Origin of the sequence: Pseudoxanthobacter sp. M-2 (genome assembly GCF_046156265.1) — a bacterium.
Classification (GTDB): Bacteria; Pseudomonadota; Alphaproteobacteria; order Rhizobiales; family Segnochrobactraceae; genus CAMDHY01.
The window spans coordinates 138,832-155,607 of sequence record NZ_JAWDIR010000022.1 but is presented as its reverse complement, the minus strand read 5'-3'; the positions used below and the strand labels follow the sequence as shown (position 1 = coordinate 155,607).

16 protein-coding genes are annotated in these 16,776 nt (G+C 68.5%); 3 read left to right on the top strand and 13 right to left on the bottom strand.

What is annotated here, in order from left to right:
* Positions 1-21: 21 nt before the first annotated feature.
* The 5 genes from RUR49_RS12480 to RUR49_RS12460 all read right to left on the bottom strand — a co-directional run bounded on the left by RUR49_RS12480 (position 22) and on the right by RUR49_RS12460 (position 8,649).
* A complete protein-coding gene (locus RUR49_RS12480) occupies positions 22-1,758 on the bottom strand; it encodes a hydantoinase B/oxoprolinase family protein (protein WP_409146706.1) in 1,737 nt (578 codons plus the stop codon).
* A gap of 11 nt (positions 1,759-1,769) precedes the next feature.
* Positions 1,770-3,854: a hydantoinase/oxoprolinase family protein gene (locus RUR49_RS12475; RefSeq protein ID WP_409146705.1), complete on the bottom strand. Its 2,085-nt coding sequence runs from the start codon at positions 3,852-3,854 to the stop codon at positions 1,770-1,772.
* Positions 3,855-3,891: 37 nt separating this feature from the next.
* Positions 3,892-5,535 (bottom strand): ATP-binding cassette domain-containing protein, encoded by a 1,644-nt coding sequence (locus RUR49_RS12470; RefSeq protein WP_409146704.1) that lies wholly within the window; start codon positions 5,533-5,535, stop codon positions 3,892-3,894.
* A complete protein-coding gene (locus RUR49_RS12465; protein WP_409146703.1) occupies positions 5,535-7,412 on the bottom strand; it encodes an ABC transporter permease in 1,878 nt (625 codons plus the stop codon). The genes RUR49_RS12470 and RUR49_RS12465 overlap by 1 nt, the downstream gene beginning before the upstream one ends.
* A gap of 103 nt (positions 7,413-7,515) precedes the next feature.
* Positions 7,516-8,649 (bottom strand): ABC transporter substrate-binding protein, encoded by a 1,134-nt coding sequence (locus RUR49_RS12460; RefSeq protein WP_409146702.1) that lies wholly within the window; start codon positions 8,647-8,649, stop codon positions 7,516-7,518.
* A gap of 314 nt (positions 8,650-8,963) precedes the next feature.
* Here RUR49_RS12460 and RUR49_RS12455 point away from each other — a divergent pair, with 314 nt between their 5' ends.
* From RUR49_RS12455 to RUR49_RS12445, 3 genes are read left to right on the top strand one after another with little or no spacing between them, the layout of a single operon-like run.
* The gene (locus tag RUR49_RS12455) at positions 8,964-9,512 is read left to right on the top strand and encodes a hypothetical protein (protein ID WP_409146701.1); all 549 of its coding nucleotides are present in this window, start codon (positions 8,964-8,966) and stop codon (positions 9,510-9,512) included.
* Positions 9,509-10,285: a DUF1028 domain-containing protein gene (locus RUR49_RS12450; protein WP_409146700.1), complete on the top strand. Its 777-nt coding sequence runs from the start codon at positions 9,509-9,511 to the stop codon at positions 10,283-10,285. The genes RUR49_RS12455 and RUR49_RS12450 overlap by 4 nt, the downstream gene beginning before the upstream one ends.
* Positions 10,282-11,010 (top strand): DUF1028 domain-containing protein, encoded by a 729-nt coding sequence (locus tag RUR49_RS12445; RefSeq protein WP_409146699.1) that lies wholly within the window; start codon positions 10,282-10,284, stop codon positions 11,008-11,010. The genes RUR49_RS12450 and RUR49_RS12445 overlap by 4 nt, the downstream gene beginning before the upstream one ends.
* Before the next feature lie 367 nt (positions 11,011-11,377).
* Here the strand turns inward: RUR49_RS12445 and RUR49_RS12440 are convergent, their stop codons facing one another.
* The 8 genes from RUR49_RS12440 to RUR49_RS12405 form a co-directional block, all read right to left on the bottom strand.
* Positions 11,378-12,607, bottom strand: a complete 1,230-nt coding sequence (locus RUR49_RS12440) for a tyrosine-type recombinase/integrase (protein WP_409146698.1) — start codon at positions 12,605-12,607, stop codon at positions 11,378-11,380.
* Between the two features lie 303 nt (positions 12,608-12,910).
* Entirely contained in the window at positions 12,911-13,108 is a 198-nt protein-coding gene (locus RUR49_RS12435) for a hypothetical protein (protein ID WP_409146697.1), read from the bottom strand.
* Positions 13,109-13,158: 50 nt separating this feature from the next.
* Complete coding sequence (locus tag RUR49_RS12430; RefSeq protein WP_409146696.1) at positions 13,159-13,536, bottom strand: hypothetical protein; 378 nt, start codon at positions 13,534-13,536, stop codon at positions 13,159-13,161.
* 600 nt (positions 13,537-14,136) lie between these two features.
* Entirely contained in the window at positions 14,137-14,433 is a 297-nt protein-coding gene (locus RUR49_RS12425; protein WP_409146695.1) for a hypothetical protein, read from the bottom strand.
* Positions 14,433-15,137 carry a hypothetical protein gene (locus tag RUR49_RS12420; RefSeq protein ID WP_409146694.1) on the bottom strand — a complete coding sequence of 235 codons (705 nt, stop codon included), beginning with the start codon at positions 15,135-15,137 and terminating at the stop codon, positions 14,433-14,435. Before RUR49_RS12420 ends, RUR49_RS12425 begins: the two co-directional genes overlap by 1 nt.
* 13 nt (positions 15,138-15,150) lie before the next feature.
* Positions 15,151-15,360, bottom strand: coding sequence for a hypothetical protein (locus RUR49_RS12415; RefSeq protein WP_409146693.1), 210 nt, complete (start codon positions 15,358-15,360; stop codon positions 15,151-15,153).
* Positions 15,360-15,692: a hypothetical protein gene (locus tag RUR49_RS12410; protein WP_409146692.1), complete on the bottom strand. Its 333-nt coding sequence runs from the start codon at positions 15,690-15,692 to the stop codon at positions 15,360-15,362. Before RUR49_RS12410 ends, RUR49_RS12415 begins: the two co-directional genes overlap by 1 nt.
* Positions 15,693-15,696: 4 nt before the next feature.
* Complete coding sequence (locus RUR49_RS12405; RefSeq protein ID WP_409146691.1) at positions 15,697-16,752, bottom strand: phage major capsid protein; 1,056 nt, start codon at positions 16,750-16,752, stop codon at positions 15,697-15,699.
* Positions 16,753-16,776: the final 24 nt, after the last annotated feature.

The window sequence follows — 16,776 nt, the reverse complement described above, 5'->3', positions numbered from 1 at the left end:
CGCTGCGCCGCTCCGATCTGCCTACGAGACGGGCGTGAGGGTCCCGGCGCGCTCGCGCACCGTTGCCTCGACGTCCACCGCGAGGGGGCGCTCGCGCACGACGACGCCGTAGAGCTCGCGGGCGGCGAGCACCGAGACGAGGCCGGCGCGCACGTCGTCCAGCACCCGCTGCGGGTCGCGGGCCCGCGGGTCGCCGTAGCCGCCTCCGGAGGCGGTCTGCATGCTCAGAACGTCGCCCTTCTTCAGGTCGTAGGTGCCCTTCGATTCGAGCTCGCGCTCGCCCGCCGTGCCCGGGTTGAGGATCGCCCTGGCGCGGATGCCCGGCAGGCCGTCGTCGAGGCCGTAGGGCACGCTCTTCTGGCGGTCGCCGAGATTGGTGACGCGGCCGACGTCGGCGACGAGCCGGACGTCCTTGCGCAGCGACATGCCGCCGCGGAACTTGCCGGCGCCGCCGGTGTCGGGGATCAGCTCCATGCATTCGACGAACACCGGCGCATTCATCTCCTGCACCTCTACCGGCGTGTTGGTGCCGTTCGTCGGCGAGGTCGTCACCTCGTTGCCGTCGCGGTGGAAGTGGGCCCCCATGCCGCCGACCGCCGACATCCAGGCGAGATAGGGCTTGCCGGTGAACGGGCTCGCGGCGCCGAAGATCTTCGGGTTGTGGAAGCCGGACGAGGCGGCGATGACGCGCTTCGGCACGATCTGCGCCATGCAGCCCATCACCACCTCGTAGATGCGGTTGGCGTTGACCGACCGTGCCCCGCTCGCCGCGCCCGGCCGCGGGTTGACGTAGGAGCCGAGCGGCGCGCGGATCTCGATGCACTTGATGATGCCGAAGTTCTGCGGCGCGCGCGGCAGCGTCACGCCCTTGATGGCGGCGATGCAGTAGGAGCGCGTGTACTGCATGTAGCAGTTGAGCCCCGCCTCGCGCTGCTCGCCGGTGCCGGTCCAGTCGCAGATGATCCTGTCGTCGGTGACGGTGAGGGCAAGCTTGAAGGGGACGGGGTCCGTGCCGGGGCCGACGTCGTCGAGCCGGTCCTCGAAGTGCCAGGTGCCGTTCGGCAGCGCCTGGATGGCGCTGATCATGCCCTCATGGCTCTTCTCGAGGATCTCCGCCATGACGTCGGCGAGCACGTCCGGACCGTACTGCTCGGCGAGCGCGCGCATCCGCGCGGCGCCGACGAGGTTCGCCGCATACTGCGCCCGGAGGTCGCCCAGCACGTCCTTGATGCGGACATTGCCCTCGATGATGCGCAAGATCTCCGCAACCGGCTCGCCCTTCCGGTAGAGCCGGACGGGGAGGAGACGGATGCCCTCCTGGCAGGTCTCGCGGACGCCGACGACCTCCTCCGACCCCGGAGCGGACCCGCCGACGTCGATGTGGTGGGCAATGTTGACGGCGTAGCCGATCAGGCGCTCGCCGAGAAACACCGGCATCACCATGAAGATGTCCGGCAGGTGGCCGGAGCCGATCGAGGGATCGTTGCAGATCACCGCGTCGCCGGGAGAGAGCGTCTCGGCGGGGTACCACTCCAGCATCTGGCGGACGGTGAAGGCCATCGAGCCGAGGTGGCCGGGACTGTAGTCGCCCTGGGCGATCATGTTGCCCTCGGCGTCGAAGACCCCGGTGGAGAAGTCGGAGCCCTCGCGGACCGTCATCGAATAGGCGGCGCGCAGCAGGGTAGAGCCCATCTCCGCCGCCGTGGAGATCAGGCCGCCCCAGATGACCGAGAGAGTGACGGGATCGATCGCAGGCATCGTTTCGCGCCTCAACGCAGTTCGGTGATCAGGTTGCCGTGGGTATCGGCGGTGGTGCGGCTGGCGGGCGGCAGGACGATGGTCGATTCCCGCTCCTCGACGATGGCCGGTCCCTCGATGACGTCGCCGGCGGCGAGCGCGTAGCGGTCGTAGACGGGGCAGTCGGCGAAGCCGTCCGTCTCGGGGAACCAGACCGGCCGCACGCCCTTGAAGGCCCGCCGGGGATCGCCGTCCCCCGCCTCGCTGATCGCCTCCATCTTCAGCACCGCACCGGCGGCGCTCGCGCGCAGGCGCCATTGCACGCCGACGATCGGCCAGTCCGGCTCGAAGGTGCGCTCGCCATAGGCGACGGTGTAGGCGGCGAAGAAGGCCTCGCGCAGCGCCGGCAGGTCGGCGGCGCGGTAGGGCGGCAGCGGCAGCTCTACGGCGATCTCGTAGCCCTGGCCGGCGAAGCGCATGTCGGCGCTGACGCTGAGGCGGTGCATCTCGGGCGGCACGTTGCTCTCCGCAAGCTGCTGTCGTGCGCGGGCCTCGAGATCGGCGAACACGGCGTTGATGATGCCGAGCGTCTCCTCGGTGAGGTCGACGACCTGCGTCCGGGCGAGGTCGAGCGAGGGCTCGGCCATCAGCAGCCCGACAGCGGATTCGACGCCGGCGGCGCGGGGGAACACGACCTTGGGGCATCCGAGCATGCGGGCGAGCCTGGCGCCGTGGACGGGCCCGGCGCCGCCGAACGGCACGAGGGCGAACAGCCGGGGGTCCTTGCCGGCGCTGATGGTGACGGCGCGGGCCGCCTGCGCCATCTGGGCCGTGACGATCTCGTGGATGCCCCAGGCGGCCGCCATTGCGTCGATGCCGAGCGGCTGGGCGACCTCGCGCTCGATGGCAGCCTTCGCGGCGGCCGTGTCGAGGGCCATCTCGCCGCCGAGGAAGTAGCCGGGATTGAGGTAGCCGAGCACGAGATCGGCGTCGGTGACGGTCGGCCGCGTGCCGCCGCGGCCGTAGCAGACGGGGCCTGGCTCCGAGCCGGCGCTCTGCGGGCCGACGACGATCGCGCCGAGCTCCGGACGGGCGATCGAGCCGCCGCCCGAGCCGATCTCGATGAGATCGACCGCCGGGATCGAGATCGGCAGGCCGCTGCCCTTCTTGAGATGCGTCATGTCGACTTCGAACTGGCTCGTCAGCATCGGCCGACCGTTCTCGACGAGGCAGAGCTTGGCCGTGGTGCCGCCCATGTCGAACGAGATGAGCTTGTCGGTGCCGGCGGCCGGGGCGAAGCGTGCGGCCGTCAGGGCGCCCGCCGCCGGACCGCTCTCGATGATGCGGATCGGAAAGCGCTTGACGAGGTCGGAGGTGGCGACGCCGCCGTTCGACTGCATGATGAGCATCGGCGAGACGGTGCCGAGCCGGCGCAGTTCGTTGTCCAGGCTTTCCACGTAGTGCGTTACGCTCGGCATCACGTAGGCGTTCATCACGGTGGTCGAGGCGCGCTCGAACTCGCGGTAGACCGGCGACACGTCCGAGGAGAGCGACACCAGCAGGTCCGGTGCCTCCTCGATGAGGATCTCCTCGATGCGCCGCTCGTGGGCCGGGTTGGCATAGGCGTGCAGCAGGCACACGGCCACGGCGACGATGCCTTCCGCCTTCATCTCCCGGGCGATCTGGCGAACCGCGGCCTCGTCGAGGGCGGTTTCCACGGAGCCGTCCCAGCGCATCCGCTCCGGCACGCCCCAGACGTGATGGCGCGGCACCAGCGGGGTGGGGCGGGTGGCCTCGTTGTCGTAGAGCTCGTAGCGCTTCTGCCGACCGATGATCAGCAGGTCCCGGAAGCCCGTCGTCGTCAGCAGCGCGGTTGGCTGGCCCTTGCGCTCCAGCACCGTGTTGGTGGCGATGGTGGTGGCATGGATCACCGCCTCGATCTCGCGCGACGCGAAACGCTCCGAGGCGAGCATCGCCGACAGGCCGTTCAGTACGGCCAAAGATGGATCCGCCGGCGTCGACAAGGTCTTGCCGATCTCGAACTGACCGGTCTCGCCATCGAACACGACGAAATCCGTGAAAGTGCCGCCGATATCAATGCCGACACGCAAACCCATGACGGGGGATCCTCCTGGTGATGGACGGGGCAGGCGCTCAGGCGCCGGCGGGCACCGGCTTCTGGCGGGCGCCGAGGTAGGCTTCCTGGATGGCGGGATCGCTCTTGAGGGCAGCAGCGGTGCCTTCGAGCATCAGCGTGCCGTTGCGCAGCACGTACGCCCGGTCGACGAGCTCCAGCGCCTGGTTGGCGCTCTGCTCGACCATCAGGATGGTAAGCCCCTGCGCCTTCCAGCGCTGGAGGATCTCGTAGACGCGCTCCACCATCATCGGCGACAGGCCCATCGACGGCTCGTCGATGCACAGGAGGCTCGGTTTCCTGAGCCAGGCGCGGCCGAGCGCGACCATCTGCTGCTCGCCGCCCGACAGCGTGCCCGCCAGCTGGTCCAGACGACCGGAGAGCCACGGGAACTCCGCCAGCACCTTGTCGAGGTCGCGGGCGAGCCCCGCCTTGTCCTCGCGCCGGCGGGCATAGGCGCCCATTAAGAGGTTGTCGCGGACCGTGAGCTCCGCGAACATCCGCCGGCCTTCGGGGATGGAGGCGACGCCCTTGCCGATGACGCCGGCGGTGCTGGTGGGCGGTGCCTCGCCGAACAGGCGGTATTCGCCGGCCTTGGGCGTGACGAGCCCGAGGACCGTCTTGACGGTTGTCGACTTGCCCGAGGCGTTGCCGCCGAGAACGGCAACGGCCTCGCCCTGCGCGACGTGCAAAGTGAGACCGAACAGCGCCTGCACGGGGCCGTAGAAGATGTCGACGCCCTTCATCTCCACGGCCGGCACCGCCGACGGCTTCAGCGTGGCGCCCTCGTGGTGGATGTGGCCGGCCGAGATCGTGGCGGGGGCGCCGTGCGCGCGGCCGAGATATGCGACGGCCACCTCCGGATCGGCGAAGGCGATGTCCGGCTTGTCGTCGACGATCACCCGGCCGGCGGCCATGACCACGGCGCGCTCGGCGAGGCGGCGGACGATGTCGAGCTTGTGCTCGATCATCACGATGCCCATCGCCGGGAAGCGCTGGCGCAGGTCGAGCAGGAGATCGGCGAGCTCGTGGCTCTCGGTCGGGTTCATGCCGGCCGTCGGCTCGTCCAGCAGCAGGAGATCCGGCTCGGCAACGAGGGCGCGGGCGATGTCGAGCCGCCGGCGGTTGGCGTAGGACAGGCTGTGCGCCGGCCGGTCGCGGCGCGAGGCGAGACGGTCGCCGAACAGCTTCAGCACCGCTTCCACCCGTTCCTGCGCCTCGTCCTGCGCCGCCCGGTAGGATTTCAGGCCGAGGAGGGCGGCCAAGGGCTCTCCCAGCGCCCCGAAACGGCTCGGCCGGCGTCCGCCGCCGATCAGGCCGCGCTGCAGCCCGACCTTGACGCTTTCCTCGATCGTCAGGGCCGGAAAGACACGGCTCGTCTGGAAGGTCCGCGCGATGCCGAGCGCGGCGACGCCCTCGGGAGGTCTGCCGTCGATGCGCTGGCCGCGGAAGCTGATCGTGCCGATGGTCGGCTTGACGAAGCCGGTGACGGTCTGGATCAGCGTCGACTTGCCGGCGCCGTTCGGTCCGACGATGCCGACGAACTCACCCCGGGCGATCTGCAGGGTGAGCCGGTCGAGCGCCTTCAGGCCGCCGAAGCCGACCGTCACGTCGGCGATGTCGAGCATGGCCGGCTCGGTGCCGGGCGTGTTGGGGGCGAGCATCAGCGCACTCCCGCGATGCCCTGCGGGCGGAACCGCAGCACGGCGTAGAGGATCAGGCCGAAGAAGATCATCCGGTAGTCCGAGAAGCCGCGCAGGGCTTCGGGCAGCGTCATGAGCAGCACCGCCCCGATCAGCGCGCCGGCCATGTTGCCGAGGCCGCCCAGCACGACGATCGCCACCATCAGGAAGGAGGTGTCGAGACGGAAGCTGTCGGGACTGATGAAGCGGTGGAGGAAGGCGAACGCCGCGCCGGCCATGCCCGCGCAGGCGCCGGCAAGTGCGAAGGCGGTGACGAGGTAGCGCCGCACCGGCAGGCCCGCCGCATGGGCGGCGATCCGGTCCTCGCGGATCGCCCGCCAACTGCGGCCGATCGGCGAGGCCAGCAGCCGGCCGGCCACGAGGATGGCGATCGCGAGCACGACGAGGACCTGCCAGTACTGCGCCGCGAGGCTGGTCATCGGCACGTCGGGCAGAAGCGCGAGCGAAGGGCGGGGGATGCCGAAGATCCCATTCGGCCCGCCCGTCACGTCCTGCCAGTTCAGCAGCACCAGCCAGATGAGGACGCCGAGAGCCAGCGTCGCGAGACCGACGACATGGCCCGTGAGGGAGGCGCACAGGAGCCCGATGATACCGGCGAGCACGGCCGTGAAGAGAGCGGCCAGCAGGAAGCTTAATTCGGCCGGGGCGCCATAGGTCTTCGCCGCCAGGGCGGCCACGTAGGCGCCGACGCCGAAGAAGCCGGCGAAGCCGAGATACATGATGCCGGCCGCGCCGGACAGGACCGTCAGTCCCGTCGCCAGCAGTGCGAAGATGGCGATGACGAGCGCGACCTGCAGCACGTAGTTGGAGGTGCCGAGGAACGGCAGCAGCGCCAGCACCGCGACCGCGGCCAGAAGCCACGCGTAGTGCACGCTCAGCACCCGGGCGTGCGCCAGCGGCTGGCCGCCCTGGCCGATCACGATGCTGGTCGAGGGCATGATCCCCGAGGCCCCGCGTGACCCGCCGAGCGCGTCGAGCCGGCGATCGCCGAGCAGTCCCTGCGGGCGCAGCATCAGGATGACGAACAACAGGCCGAAGGCCACCATGTCGCGGAAGCCCTCGCCGACATAGCCGACGGCCAGCGCCTCCAGCACGCCGAGCAGCAGTCCGCCGACGACGGCACCCGGAATGCTCGCGAGCCCGCCGAGCAGCGCCGCCGTGAAGCCCTTCAGGCCGAACGGTATGCCCATCTGCGGATAGACGTTCTGGTAGTACATCGCGACCATGACGCCGGCGATGGCGGCGAGAGCGGCGCCGAGGCCGAAGGCGAGCTGGCGAAGCTGATCGGTGGAGACGCCCATCTGCCGGCAGGCGTCGGGATCCTGCGACATTGCCCGGAGCGCGCGGCCGGTCCAGCTGCGGGTCAGGAACAGCCAGAGCCCGACCATGATGGCGAGCGACGAGGCGAGGATCATCAGATCGACGCCGGTGACGTAGGCGGCGCCGATCACCCAGGTGGTGTCGGCGAAGGGGCTCGGAAAGCGGTGCGCCTCCGGCGTCCAGATGATCTCCGCCGCCTGATCGAGCACGAACGTAATCGCCAGTGTCGAGAGCAGCGGCGCGATCCAGGGCGCGTTCTCGAGCGGGCGCAGGGCCAGCTTCTCGATGAGCATGCCGAGGATCGTGGTCGCCGCCACGGAGACCGGAATGGCGACCAGCAAGGGCAGCCCGGCCTGTGTCGCCGAGTACGCGATCAGCGCGCCCAGCATGAGCAGCGAGCCCTGGGCGAAGTTGATGAGGTTCGTCACGCCGAAGATCAGCGAGAAGCCGATCGCCACGATGGCATAGACGTTGCCGAGGACCAGACCATTGAGGATCTGGCTGAGCAATTCGACCATTCCAGGCCTCCCCCGAACCCGGGCGCTGTGCGGAGTGGGGACGGACCGTCCCGGCGGACAGGTCCGTCCCGCGCGACTTCGCAGGTGGTTGGGCGCTACTCGGTCAGTACGGTGCGTAGGCGCCGTCCTTGACGATGATGTAGTTGACCTCGCGGGGGCCGAGGTCGCCGCTGCCCTGGTATTTCAGGGTGCCGCTGACCCCCTCGATCGCCGGGCCGTCGGCGATCTGGGCGCGCAGCGCGTCGCGCGTGATCGGCTCGCCCTTGGCCGCCAGCGCCTCCATCGCCGATGTGGCGATCAGCATCGCGTCATAGGTGAAGGCCGAGTAGTAGTTCGGCAGCTTGCCGAAGCGCTTCTCGTAGGCCTCCGTGAAGGCCTTGGCCTGCGGCGCCAGCGGCTGGAACGGCGTCGGCATGACGACCCCTTCGGACGCCGGGCCGGCGAGTTCGATGAACTTCGGATCGTTGAGCGTATCGGTCGCGGCCACCTTCAGCGCCGGATCCGCCTGCCGGAGCTGCTGCATGAACAGGGCCGACTCGGCATAGTGGCTGGCGAGGAAGACGCCATCGGCGCCCGACGCCTTGATCTTGGTGATCAGCGGGCGGAAGTCGCGCGTCTCCGGGATCATCGCCTCCGACAGCACCACGTCGATGCCCATTTCCTTCAGGCGCTTCGACACCATCTCGTTGGTGATGAGGCCCCAGTCGTCCTTGAAGTAGACGATGGCGATCTTCGTCATTCCCAACCGGTCGACCAGCATCTTCACGTGCGGCTCGACCATCGAGGGATGCGTCGGCGTCGTGCGGAACTGGTAGGGGCTGATCTTCACATAGTCTGGGTGGCCGGCGGTGGGCGCGATCTGCGGAATGTGCGCCTCGGCCAGGATCGGGCCCGCCGCCATTGATTCCGTCGACGTCTGGCCGCCGATCACCACCAGCAGATCCGGGTTGTCGGCGAATTTCTGGGCGATGTTCGCCGCCTCGCGCGGCACGCCGCGGCTGTCCTCGATCAGCGCCTCGAGCGGCCGGCCGGCAATGCCGCCGGCGGCGTTCTTCTCGTCGATGAACATCTCCACCGCTTCCCGGAAGCGCAGGCCGAGCGCCGAGCGCTCGCCGGTCATCGGCCCGAACACGCCGATCACGAGCGGGTCGGCCGCGAAGGCCGGCAGCGGGCCGAGGGTGGATGCCAGCACCGCGGCGCCGACCCCTGCGAGAATGCTTCGTCTGCTGTGCGTCATCCGAATCTCCCCATCACACGGAGCCTGGCGGCCCACGCCCTCCCAAGGGCTGAAAAAAGTTAAGCTGATAAACAAATCTTGTGAAGCTCATTTTTTGAGCGTGGCGAGCGCATGGGCTTCTGCTGCGAGTGGCCATCCGGAAAGCGGCTGGAGTCAATCGTTTACGGCGACTTGAGACGGGTTCGGTGCGGCTTTCCGCCGGGGCTGCTCCCGCACCCGATGCAGGTTTTGCCCGATCCCTTGGCAGCACGATCCCATCTGCTAAACTTCTCCCGGTTGCGCCGTCCGCCGAAAACCGTTCAATGAGCACTGCCATGAGCAAGACACCTCCTTCCCCCGCGCGCGAGGCGCGGCCCTCCGTTCGGGAGGCGCGGCGCGCCCGCGAAACCGGACCGCGCGAGTTCGAGCTGTTCGACGACCTGATGCCGGTGCGCCGCTACAAGCTGCTGCTGCAGACCTTCCTGAAGCGGCGCGGCTCCGGCAGCCGTCAGGTGATCGCCGAGGCGCTCGGCAACACCCGCTCCTTCGTCACGCAGATCACCAGCCCGGCCTACGATCTCGCGATACCGGCCCAGCACGTGCTGCGGATCGTCGAGCTCGCGCGCCTCGATCCCGACGAGCGCCGGATGTTCCTCGACGCCTACATCGAGGCGCACCCCGAGCGCGGCCCGGAGATCCTCGGGCCGTCCGCCTCCGAGGGCGGCCGCACCATCGTGATCGAGGTGCCGGCGCTGTCGAATGCGACCGCGCAGCGCCACCTCGAGCAGGCGATCCGCCGGGTCGCGGACGAGATCGTCGCCACCTTTGTCGCCATGGATGGCGGGCCGCGCGACGACGACAGCGGGCCGGAGCGGGCAGCATGAGCGACACCCATGACCGCTGGCCGTCTCCGGACGGCGGCTGGACGATCAGCATCCTGGCGCGCGAGCGCGACAGCGGCCGGCTCGGCATCGCCATCGCGGCGAGTTCCATCGCCATCGGCGCCCGATGCCCGCTCATTTCGGTCGGCAAGGCCGTCATCACCAGCCAGGGCTTCACCAACCTCAAGCTCGGCCCGCTGGCGATCGATCTTCTCCGCCGCGGCCTCGCCGCCGAAGAGGTGATGGTGGCGCTGCGCCGCCACGACCGCTGGGTCGACTTCCGCCAGATCGCCATCGTCGCCGAGGACGGCGACATCCAGGCCCACACCGGCGTCATGAACCAGAGCTGGGCCGGGCACCGTGTCGAGGGCGACGCGGTCAGCCTCGGCAACGGCCTCGCCGACGAGGCGCCGCTTCAAGCGATGTCGGCCGCCTATGCGCGTCATGACAGGCTGCCGATGGCGGAGCGGTTGCTCGTGGCCCTGAAGCAGGGTGCGGCGGTCAACGTCATCCGCGGCGTCCGCCAGGGCGCGGTGTCGAGTGCGCTGCTCGTGCGGGCGCCGAGCGACCTCGTGCAGATCGACCTGCGCGTCGACCTCGCCCGCGCCCCGCCGAATGCGGGAGGCGACGCGGTCGCCGATCTCGACCGCGTGTTCAAGACCTACGTGCCGCTCGTCGAGACCTACGAGCGCCGTTCGATGGCGCCGGAGCCCGGCCTCGTCCCGGCCTCCGGTCCTGACGATGGTGTCCCCCCCTTCCTGGAGACGCAGGAATGACCTTCAGCCTTGTCGCCCGTTGCCCCGAGACCCGCGATCTCGGCATCTGCCTCGCCACCAGCCCGCTCGGCGTCGCCTCGCGCTGTCCCCACGTCCGCCCGGGCGTCGCGGCGATCTCCTCGCAATGCCACTCGAACTGGCGCCTCGCGCACATCGGGCTCGACCTCGCCGACAACGGCCTGTCGCCCGATCAGATCCTCGCGATGCTGAAGACCTATGACCCGCACTTCGACTATCGCCAGATCGGCATCGTCATGGCGGACGGCAGCGTCGGCGTGCACAGCCCCGGCCACGGCGCCGCCTATACCGGCCACAAGACCGGCGACGGCTTCGTCGCCATGGGCAACGGCCTCAAGGATCGCGGCGTCGTCGAGGCGATCCACGCGAGCTTCGACAGCACCGCCGGTGTGCCCTTCGCCGAGCGCCTGGTGCGCGCCATCGAGGCCGGCTACGAGGCCGGCGGCGAGGTGGTCGGGCAGATGTCGGCGGGGCTCCTCGTCGCCTCCGAGCGCTTCGCCCGGCCGCTGCTCGACATCCGCATCGACATGGCGAACCCCGGCCCGGCGGACGGCGGCGACGCCGTCGAGGACCTGCGCCGCACCTTCGACGCCCTCGGCCCGCTCGCCGACTACTACGCCGAAGACTGGCTCGACCAGCCGACGGTGAAGTGGAAGGACTGGCTCGCAGCGCGCGCGGCGGCACCCGCGGGAGCGTCGGTGGCCTAGCAGCGCCGCGACGATCGAGGCCTCCGATCTGACGCCGAAGAGGCCGGCAACGGGTGCCAACGTCCAGGACCATCGGTGCCAAAGATCGCCGCGCTCTCGACCAAAGGGCATCGCGGTCTGTCGGCATCGGCGCGTGCCAACGACGGGCCAACAGATTCGCTGAATGCCGACAGCCCTGACGGACGCAGGTTGACGCCCAAGCGACGGAAACGCAGGACTTTCCTGGTGTTCTTGGCGCTGATGGACGGGTGCGGAGGGGGAAATGGTGCCCAGGGGCGGATTCGAACCACCGACACGCGGATTTTCAATCCGCCGTTGAAGGCTGAAATCACTCAGTGTTTCGCCGCCATGTCGCGTTTGTGTCGCGTCAGCCTAGAAGCGCTCGCTCGGCTGCGGCCAGTTCCCCGGCGTCGTCGCCGCGCGGGAACAGGTGCGCATAGACGTTCATCGTCAAGGCGATCGACGAATGGCCGAGCCGGTCCTGAACGACTTTCGGCGGGAGCTCCAAGCCGCCGGCGGACCGCGGATTGATGCACCACGAGGCATAGAAGTGCCGCAAGGCGTGCATCCCGGTGTACCGCGCCGCCACCACCGGCCGGCCCTCGGTGTCCGTCCGCTTCTCGACGATGCCCGCGGCGATCTGTGGGGGGATCAAGCCGCGGTTGATGATGTTTGCCAGCGACTCCACCTTGCCGCGACCGTTGGGGAAGACGAGCTCGAGCGCGCCGTCGCGGCGAGGGCAGATCAGTCGCCATTGGCGGAGCGCGTTGACGAGGATCGGGGGGAGGGGGATCGTTCGGTTGCCCGCGTCTGACTTCGGCTTGCCGATGCTGTTGAAGCGGTCCGCGCGCTGGCGGACGTGCAATTCCGCGGCGTCCAGATCCACGTCGCGCCACGTCAGGCCGCGAAGCTCTGACGCTCGCAGGCCGGTGAAGACGGCCGCCAGAATGAGCGGGCGCCAGCGGCCCTCCAGGTGTTCCACAATCGCTCTGATCTCCGCCGGGGCGGGAATGTCGGTCCCGACCTTCAATCGGCCGCGCTGGCGCCTCTCCGAGCGGCTGTCGGCGCCACGGGTCCGCCGGGCTCGCACCTCCCGCACGACGTTGCGGGCGACCTTGCCGCGCTCCTGAGCGTCGGCGACGATCGACGATAGGCTGACCATCACCTTGCGCGTCAAAGCGGGCGAGCGCGGCTTGCCAGTCTCGGCGCCAGGCGGGGGCGTGCCGAGCTTCAAGTCATCCTCGAGCTTGCGCACCGTCGCGGGCGTGATGTTCGCCAGAAGCACGGCGCCGAGGTACGGCTCGATGTGGAGCCGCAGATGCTGGCGGTACTGCGCAAGCGTCGCCGCCTCGAGCCCGTTCGCGGCCGCCGCCTCCAACCACGCCTCCCCTGCCGCCTTCACGGTGATGCTGCCGCGCTCGTGCGCGTGAACGCCTTCCATCACCTCGACGTTGACAGCGGCGTGGTAGCGGTCCGCGTCCTTCTTCCGATCGAAGGTCTTGATGTGCCGGGCGCCGTGCTGGTCGACATAGTCGACCGTCCACGCCTCGCGCGCCTCGCCCTTGCTGGTCTTCCATTGGCGCTTGCGGACGGCCATCGGTCGCGCCCTCGTTTCCGGTTCGGCAGTATGTCGCGCGCGATCCGCCAGTCAACGAAAAGGGCGGCCCTCGCGGACCGCCCCCCAATCTCGGTTTTGCCACAACCTGTGTCGAAACCCTCTCCGCGGGAAACTTGGGCAGATTGCCCACCTTTCGCGTCTCGCCGATCTCACTGCCGACGAGGTAGCACCCACGTCGCGAGGCTGATCAGCTTGCGAGCGAGCCACATGCGGATCGTCTCGGCAGCCGCCCGGCGGAGCTGCCGCCAGCCGTCGCGGCGACGCGGGCGGACCGTGGGAACGCTATGCGGCATCGCGCGGCACCCGTCGCTCGTCGGCAGCGTCAACGGGGTGCCGATCGCGGTCCGCCTTCTCGATTGCATCATTCGCGCGACGAAGCATCATCATGCCCTCGCCGAGCACGGTGTTGATGGCTTCCAGTTCGTGGCCGTCGAGTTCGCCCCGCTCGCTTGAACAGGTCGTGAGGAAGACGACGGTCACGAAGTGCTCGGCTCGGCGGAGTAGTTCGTGCGGGTGAGGTTCTGACCACTTCATGCTGCAGCCCTCCGAAGGTACTCGTGGACGCGCTCCAACAACGCGTTTTCGTTGTCCTGGCTGAGCGGGTTCCACCGCTCCCGGGCGAGGTCCATCGCCAGAACCGCATCGGAGGGTGACGCGAGGTCGATTGTGCTCATCGCCTCCTCCAGCGGATCGATGATCGACGTCATCGCGGCGTCGAAAGCGTCCTCTTCCAGTGTGCTTGCGTTGAGCTCGGCGAGCGCCTGCCGGTAGCGCTCCACAGCGCTGCGGAAGTGGGAACCCGCCCCGCTCGCGCCCGCCGGCAGCGTGGCGACGGGGGCGGCCGCGGCCGCCATGCCGGCGAGGAACGCTCGGCGGGATGTGGTAGTCGTCTGGATAGCCGTGGGCATGGGTCTCTCCGTGCCTGGGGTTAGGGCCGGAGTGGAAGTTGGCGCTTTCCTCCGGCCTGCATTTTCTGTATAACCCTTAACCCATGACGTCAATATCTGTTGCACCTAAAAAGCGCGGCCGCCCGGCCACCGGGAAGGATCCCATCGTCGGCTTCCGCTCGCCGGAAGCTGTCACGTCCGCGCTGGACGCGGCTGCAGCGGCCGAGCCGGACGCACCGAGCCGGTCGGAGATGATCCGGCGGATCGTGGTCGAATGGCTGCGGGGGAGAGGATACCTCGAACGTTAGGACGCCTGCGTTGAACTGTGGGGGGTGACAATGTCAGAAGACTTCGTGCGATATCGCCGAATTAGTGGTGTGACGATCCTCCAGGAAGGTCGCCGAATAGGGATTGAGCTTGAGGCGCCAGATAGACGCGTCTCCCTGATATCTTTGCCATCAGCTGCGCTTGCCAGTGCAATTCCGGACCTCGAGAAGTCAGTTCGAATTGCAGAAGACAAAGAAGGGTCCGTCGCTGCCCTGAGGATAAAAGATATTGACGTGTCTGTCGATGGTGAAGGGTCTGTTCTGCTCGATATTGCTTTTCTAGGTGGTGAGGTGTCTACAATTGTTCTGACAAACGTCCAATCCAGCGGATTGGTCGAGTTGCTAAATACGGCTCTAGGGAAGGTCGAGACCATAAAAGGTATGAAGAACTAGCCCCACCAGTGCTCTGCTCATCCTTGATGGTGCAGTCGATCGCCGCGATCTGCGCCTGTATGTCGGCAATCAGAGCGACGTTTCCCGCGCCATAGCCGTTGGCCACGCTCGCTGCGTCGGCTGCTGCGATCTCGCGACGCCTATCGACGAGGCGGGCGCGGATCGCCTGCAGGTTCCGGATGTGGACGGTGTCGGCCATCAGTATTGCAGCCCGTGCCGCTCGTGCCGGTGCTTGAACCACTCATAGACCGCCCGGAACCCGCCCTCGTTGAGCGCACGGCCCCAGATACCGGCGCCGCACGCCACGAACGGGCTGTCCGTCAACGTGGTGGGGTTGCCGGTGCCGATGCGCAGGTTCGCAGTGGATAGCCCTCTCGAGTGGATGGTCGCGCGCTTGGTGTAGAACCTGCTGCGGTAGCCGACCGTTGCCGTCACGCTCGACAGCGTGAACGATGCGGCGAAGAAGAACGGCGCGCCCTGCGGACACGGGTTGTCCAAATCGAGGGTGAATGTGAAAACATCCAAGCCGAGGACTTCAGTGGAGCGGAAGCGCGTCACGCCCCCGGTTGTTTCGACGAGCGAGTCGCCATAGCCGCTAGCGTTGTGATTGCCCAGGTAGGCGGTCGAGGGATCGCGGAAGAACACGCCGAGCAGCGTCATTTCCTCCATGCCGCCGCTGATCGAAGTGCCGAGCGAGTTGTCGGCGTCGAGGGTGACGCCCGGCCGGCGCCAGGTCGGCGAGCCGATGTCGGCGGCTTCGATGTCGCCCACCAGCGACTTGCGGGCGGAGGCGGCATTGCCACCCGTCAGATCCCAGATGGCAAGGCATCCGGAAGGCTGCGGCGAGCGGGCGAGCAGTCCAAAGTTCCGGAACGACGCGCCTTGCGAAACGATGACGGGCATATGGGCGTCCCTTTCACTGCAACCGCGTCGTCGGCGCGTTTGGCTCGATTGCCGCGACAAGAGCCTGGACGATCAGATGGGTTTCGGAGCGGGACGGGGCGCGGCGCCATTTGTCGACGAATGCGTCCACAACTCGCTCGAAGCCGTCGGCGAAACGGATCGCCTCGTCTCCGAAGCGGGCGTGCGCCTCGGCCGCCTCGGCGGCTTCCACGGCGGACGCCATCACGACACCGCCCGCGGACTGTGCGACACCAATCGCACTCGCCCGGCTTTCAGCGGTGCGGCCGCAGCCTCCAGCGCGGCTATGCGATCCTCGAGCTCGGCCCGTCTCTCCGCATGGACGATCGCCGCGGCGGCCATCTCGTGAAGGATGATGTCGAAGGCGTCGCGCGTCTTGCCGGCTCGCAGCTTCGCGGCGATCTCTTCGCCCACCCGACGTGCGTGCTCACCGGCGAGCTCAGAGCGCTCGCGCCTCGTCAGAGGGTCGCCGCGATCGGCCTTGTCTCGAATTGCCGCCAGCATGCGGCGCCGGTCCTGTTCAGCGAGGAAATCCATGTCATCACCACGAGGCATCGTTGATGAAGGCGACCGCATCGGAGCGGCGCTTGGCGAAGGCAATCTCCGCGATGATGCGGATTGCGATGCCGTCGGTCTGGTAGATGGACCGCACCGGATCTGCCGTGGTCGGCCCCGTGTCGCTCACGATCTCTAGCGGCACGTCGCTCATGTGCAGGACGGCATCCCGCGAAACCACGATGTCCGGCGCCGGGTCGGTGCTGTGCAGGACGCTCACCGGGTCGACGGCGATGATGCGGGTGTTCGCGACAGCATGGCTCGGCAGGACCGTGATGCGCCCGGCTATCTCAGGCACCCGGATCGGCAGCCTTGCGGCATTCTTCGGCGACATGATGTAGACGACTGCCCCGGAGCCGTTTTCGGAGACGGCCGCGGCCAGGGCCTCGAGGTCAGCCGCCATGGCGACAGCGTCGGCGCCGGGCGTTCCCGACAGCGCGCTGACGCCATTGAGCAGGCCGGCGTTCGCGGCGTCGCTGGCGGCTGCCGTCGAGAAGTAGGCGGCATCCAAGCCGGCGGCCACGTCCTCCCGCAGCACTCGCGTCACCACGGCTTCACCGTCCGCCCGTTTGGCGAGCTCGCGGGTGATGGCGGAAATCAGCGCGATCTTCTTGGCCGGGCCGATCGTCACGCCGTCGAAGGTGCGAGACACCACCGGGATCGGATCACCTTGGCCAACCCATGGCGCGGCAGTGGGGGCGCCACTGCGGAATGGGAAGCGCGCGAGCGAGGAGCGGCCGATGTCGATGCGGACGCCGCGGCGGATCAGTTCCGCCGCTGCGCTCTCCGGCGCCAGCGACACGAGGAAGGACCGCAGCGCGGACTCGGCGAGCGCCGCCTGATTGCCCGTCGTCGAGAGGTCGACATTCGCCCGATTGAGCACTGCCCGCGAGATTTTGTCGGTCGGGTAGCGTTCCTGCAGGAAGGCGTCGGAGCCATCGTGGTAGAGGCCGGCGTGCGCCATGACTTCGGCGAAGACGGCGCGCTCCACATAGGCACTCTGCTTTGGGAATTGGTTGTCGAGGTCGGCGACGACGCGCATGGTGATCTCCTGATTTGCGTCGAT

Excerpts from the sequence above, each read along its gene's own strand:
- RUR49_RS12460 (WP_409146702.1), bottom strand. The coding sequence starts at position 8,649 with ATGACGCACAGCAGACGAAGCATTCTCGCAGGGGTCGGCGCCGCGGTG.
- RUR49_RS12455 (WP_409146701.1), top strand. The coding sequence starts at position 8,964 with ATGAGCAAGACACCTCCTTCCCCCGCGCGCGAGGCGCGGCCCTCCGTT.
- RUR49_RS12410 (WP_409146692.1), bottom strand. The coding sequence starts at position 15,692 with ATGGATTTCCTCGCTGAACAGGACCGGCGCCGCATGCTGGCGGCAATT.
- RUR49_RS12450 (WP_409146700.1), top strand. The coding sequence starts at position 9,509 with ATGAGCGACACCCATGACCGCTGGCCGTCTCCGGACGGCGGCTGGACG.
- RUR49_RS12425 (WP_409146695.1), bottom strand. The coding sequence starts at position 14,433 with ATGGCCGACACCGTCCACATCCGGAACCTGCAGGCGATCCGCGCCCGC.
- RUR49_RS12480 (WP_409146706.1), bottom strand. The coding sequence starts at position 1,758 with ATGCCTGCGATCGATCCCGTCACTCTCTCGGTCATCTGGGGCGGCCTG.
- RUR49_RS12440 (WP_409146698.1), bottom strand. The coding sequence starts at position 12,607 with ATGGCCGTCCGCAAGCGCCAATGGAAGACCAGCAAGGGCGAGGCGCGC.
- RUR49_RS12475 (WP_409146705.1), bottom strand. The coding sequence starts at position 3,854 with ATGGGTTTGCGTGTCGGCATTGATATCGGCGGCACTTTCACGGATTTC.
- RUR49_RS12420 (WP_409146694.1), bottom strand. The coding sequence starts at position 15,137 with ATGCCCGTCATCGTTTCGCAAGGCGCGTCGTTCCGGAACTTTGGACTG.
- RUR49_RS12415 (WP_409146693.1), bottom strand. The coding sequence starts at position 15,360 with ATGGCGTCCGCCGTGGAAGCCGCCGAGGCGGCCGAGGCGCACGCCCGC.
- RUR49_RS12470 (WP_409146704.1), bottom strand. The coding sequence starts at position 5,535 with ATGCTCGCCCCCAACACGCCCGGCACCGAGCCGGCCATGCTCGACATC.
- RUR49_RS12465 (WP_409146703.1), bottom strand. The coding sequence starts at position 7,412 with ATGGTCGAATTGCTCAGCCAGATCCTCAATGGTCTGGTCCTCGGCAAC.
- RUR49_RS12430 (WP_409146696.1), bottom strand. The coding sequence starts at position 13,536 with ATGCCCACGGCTATCCAGACGACTACCACATCCCGCCGAGCGTTCCTC.
- RUR49_RS12405 (WP_409146691.1), bottom strand. The coding sequence starts at position 16,752 with ATGCGCGTCGTCGCCGACCTCGACAACCAATTCCCAAAGCAGAGTGCC.
- RUR49_RS12445 (WP_409146699.1), top strand. The coding sequence starts at position 10,282 with ATGACCTTCAGCCTTGTCGCCCGTTGCCCCGAGACCCGCGATCTCGGC.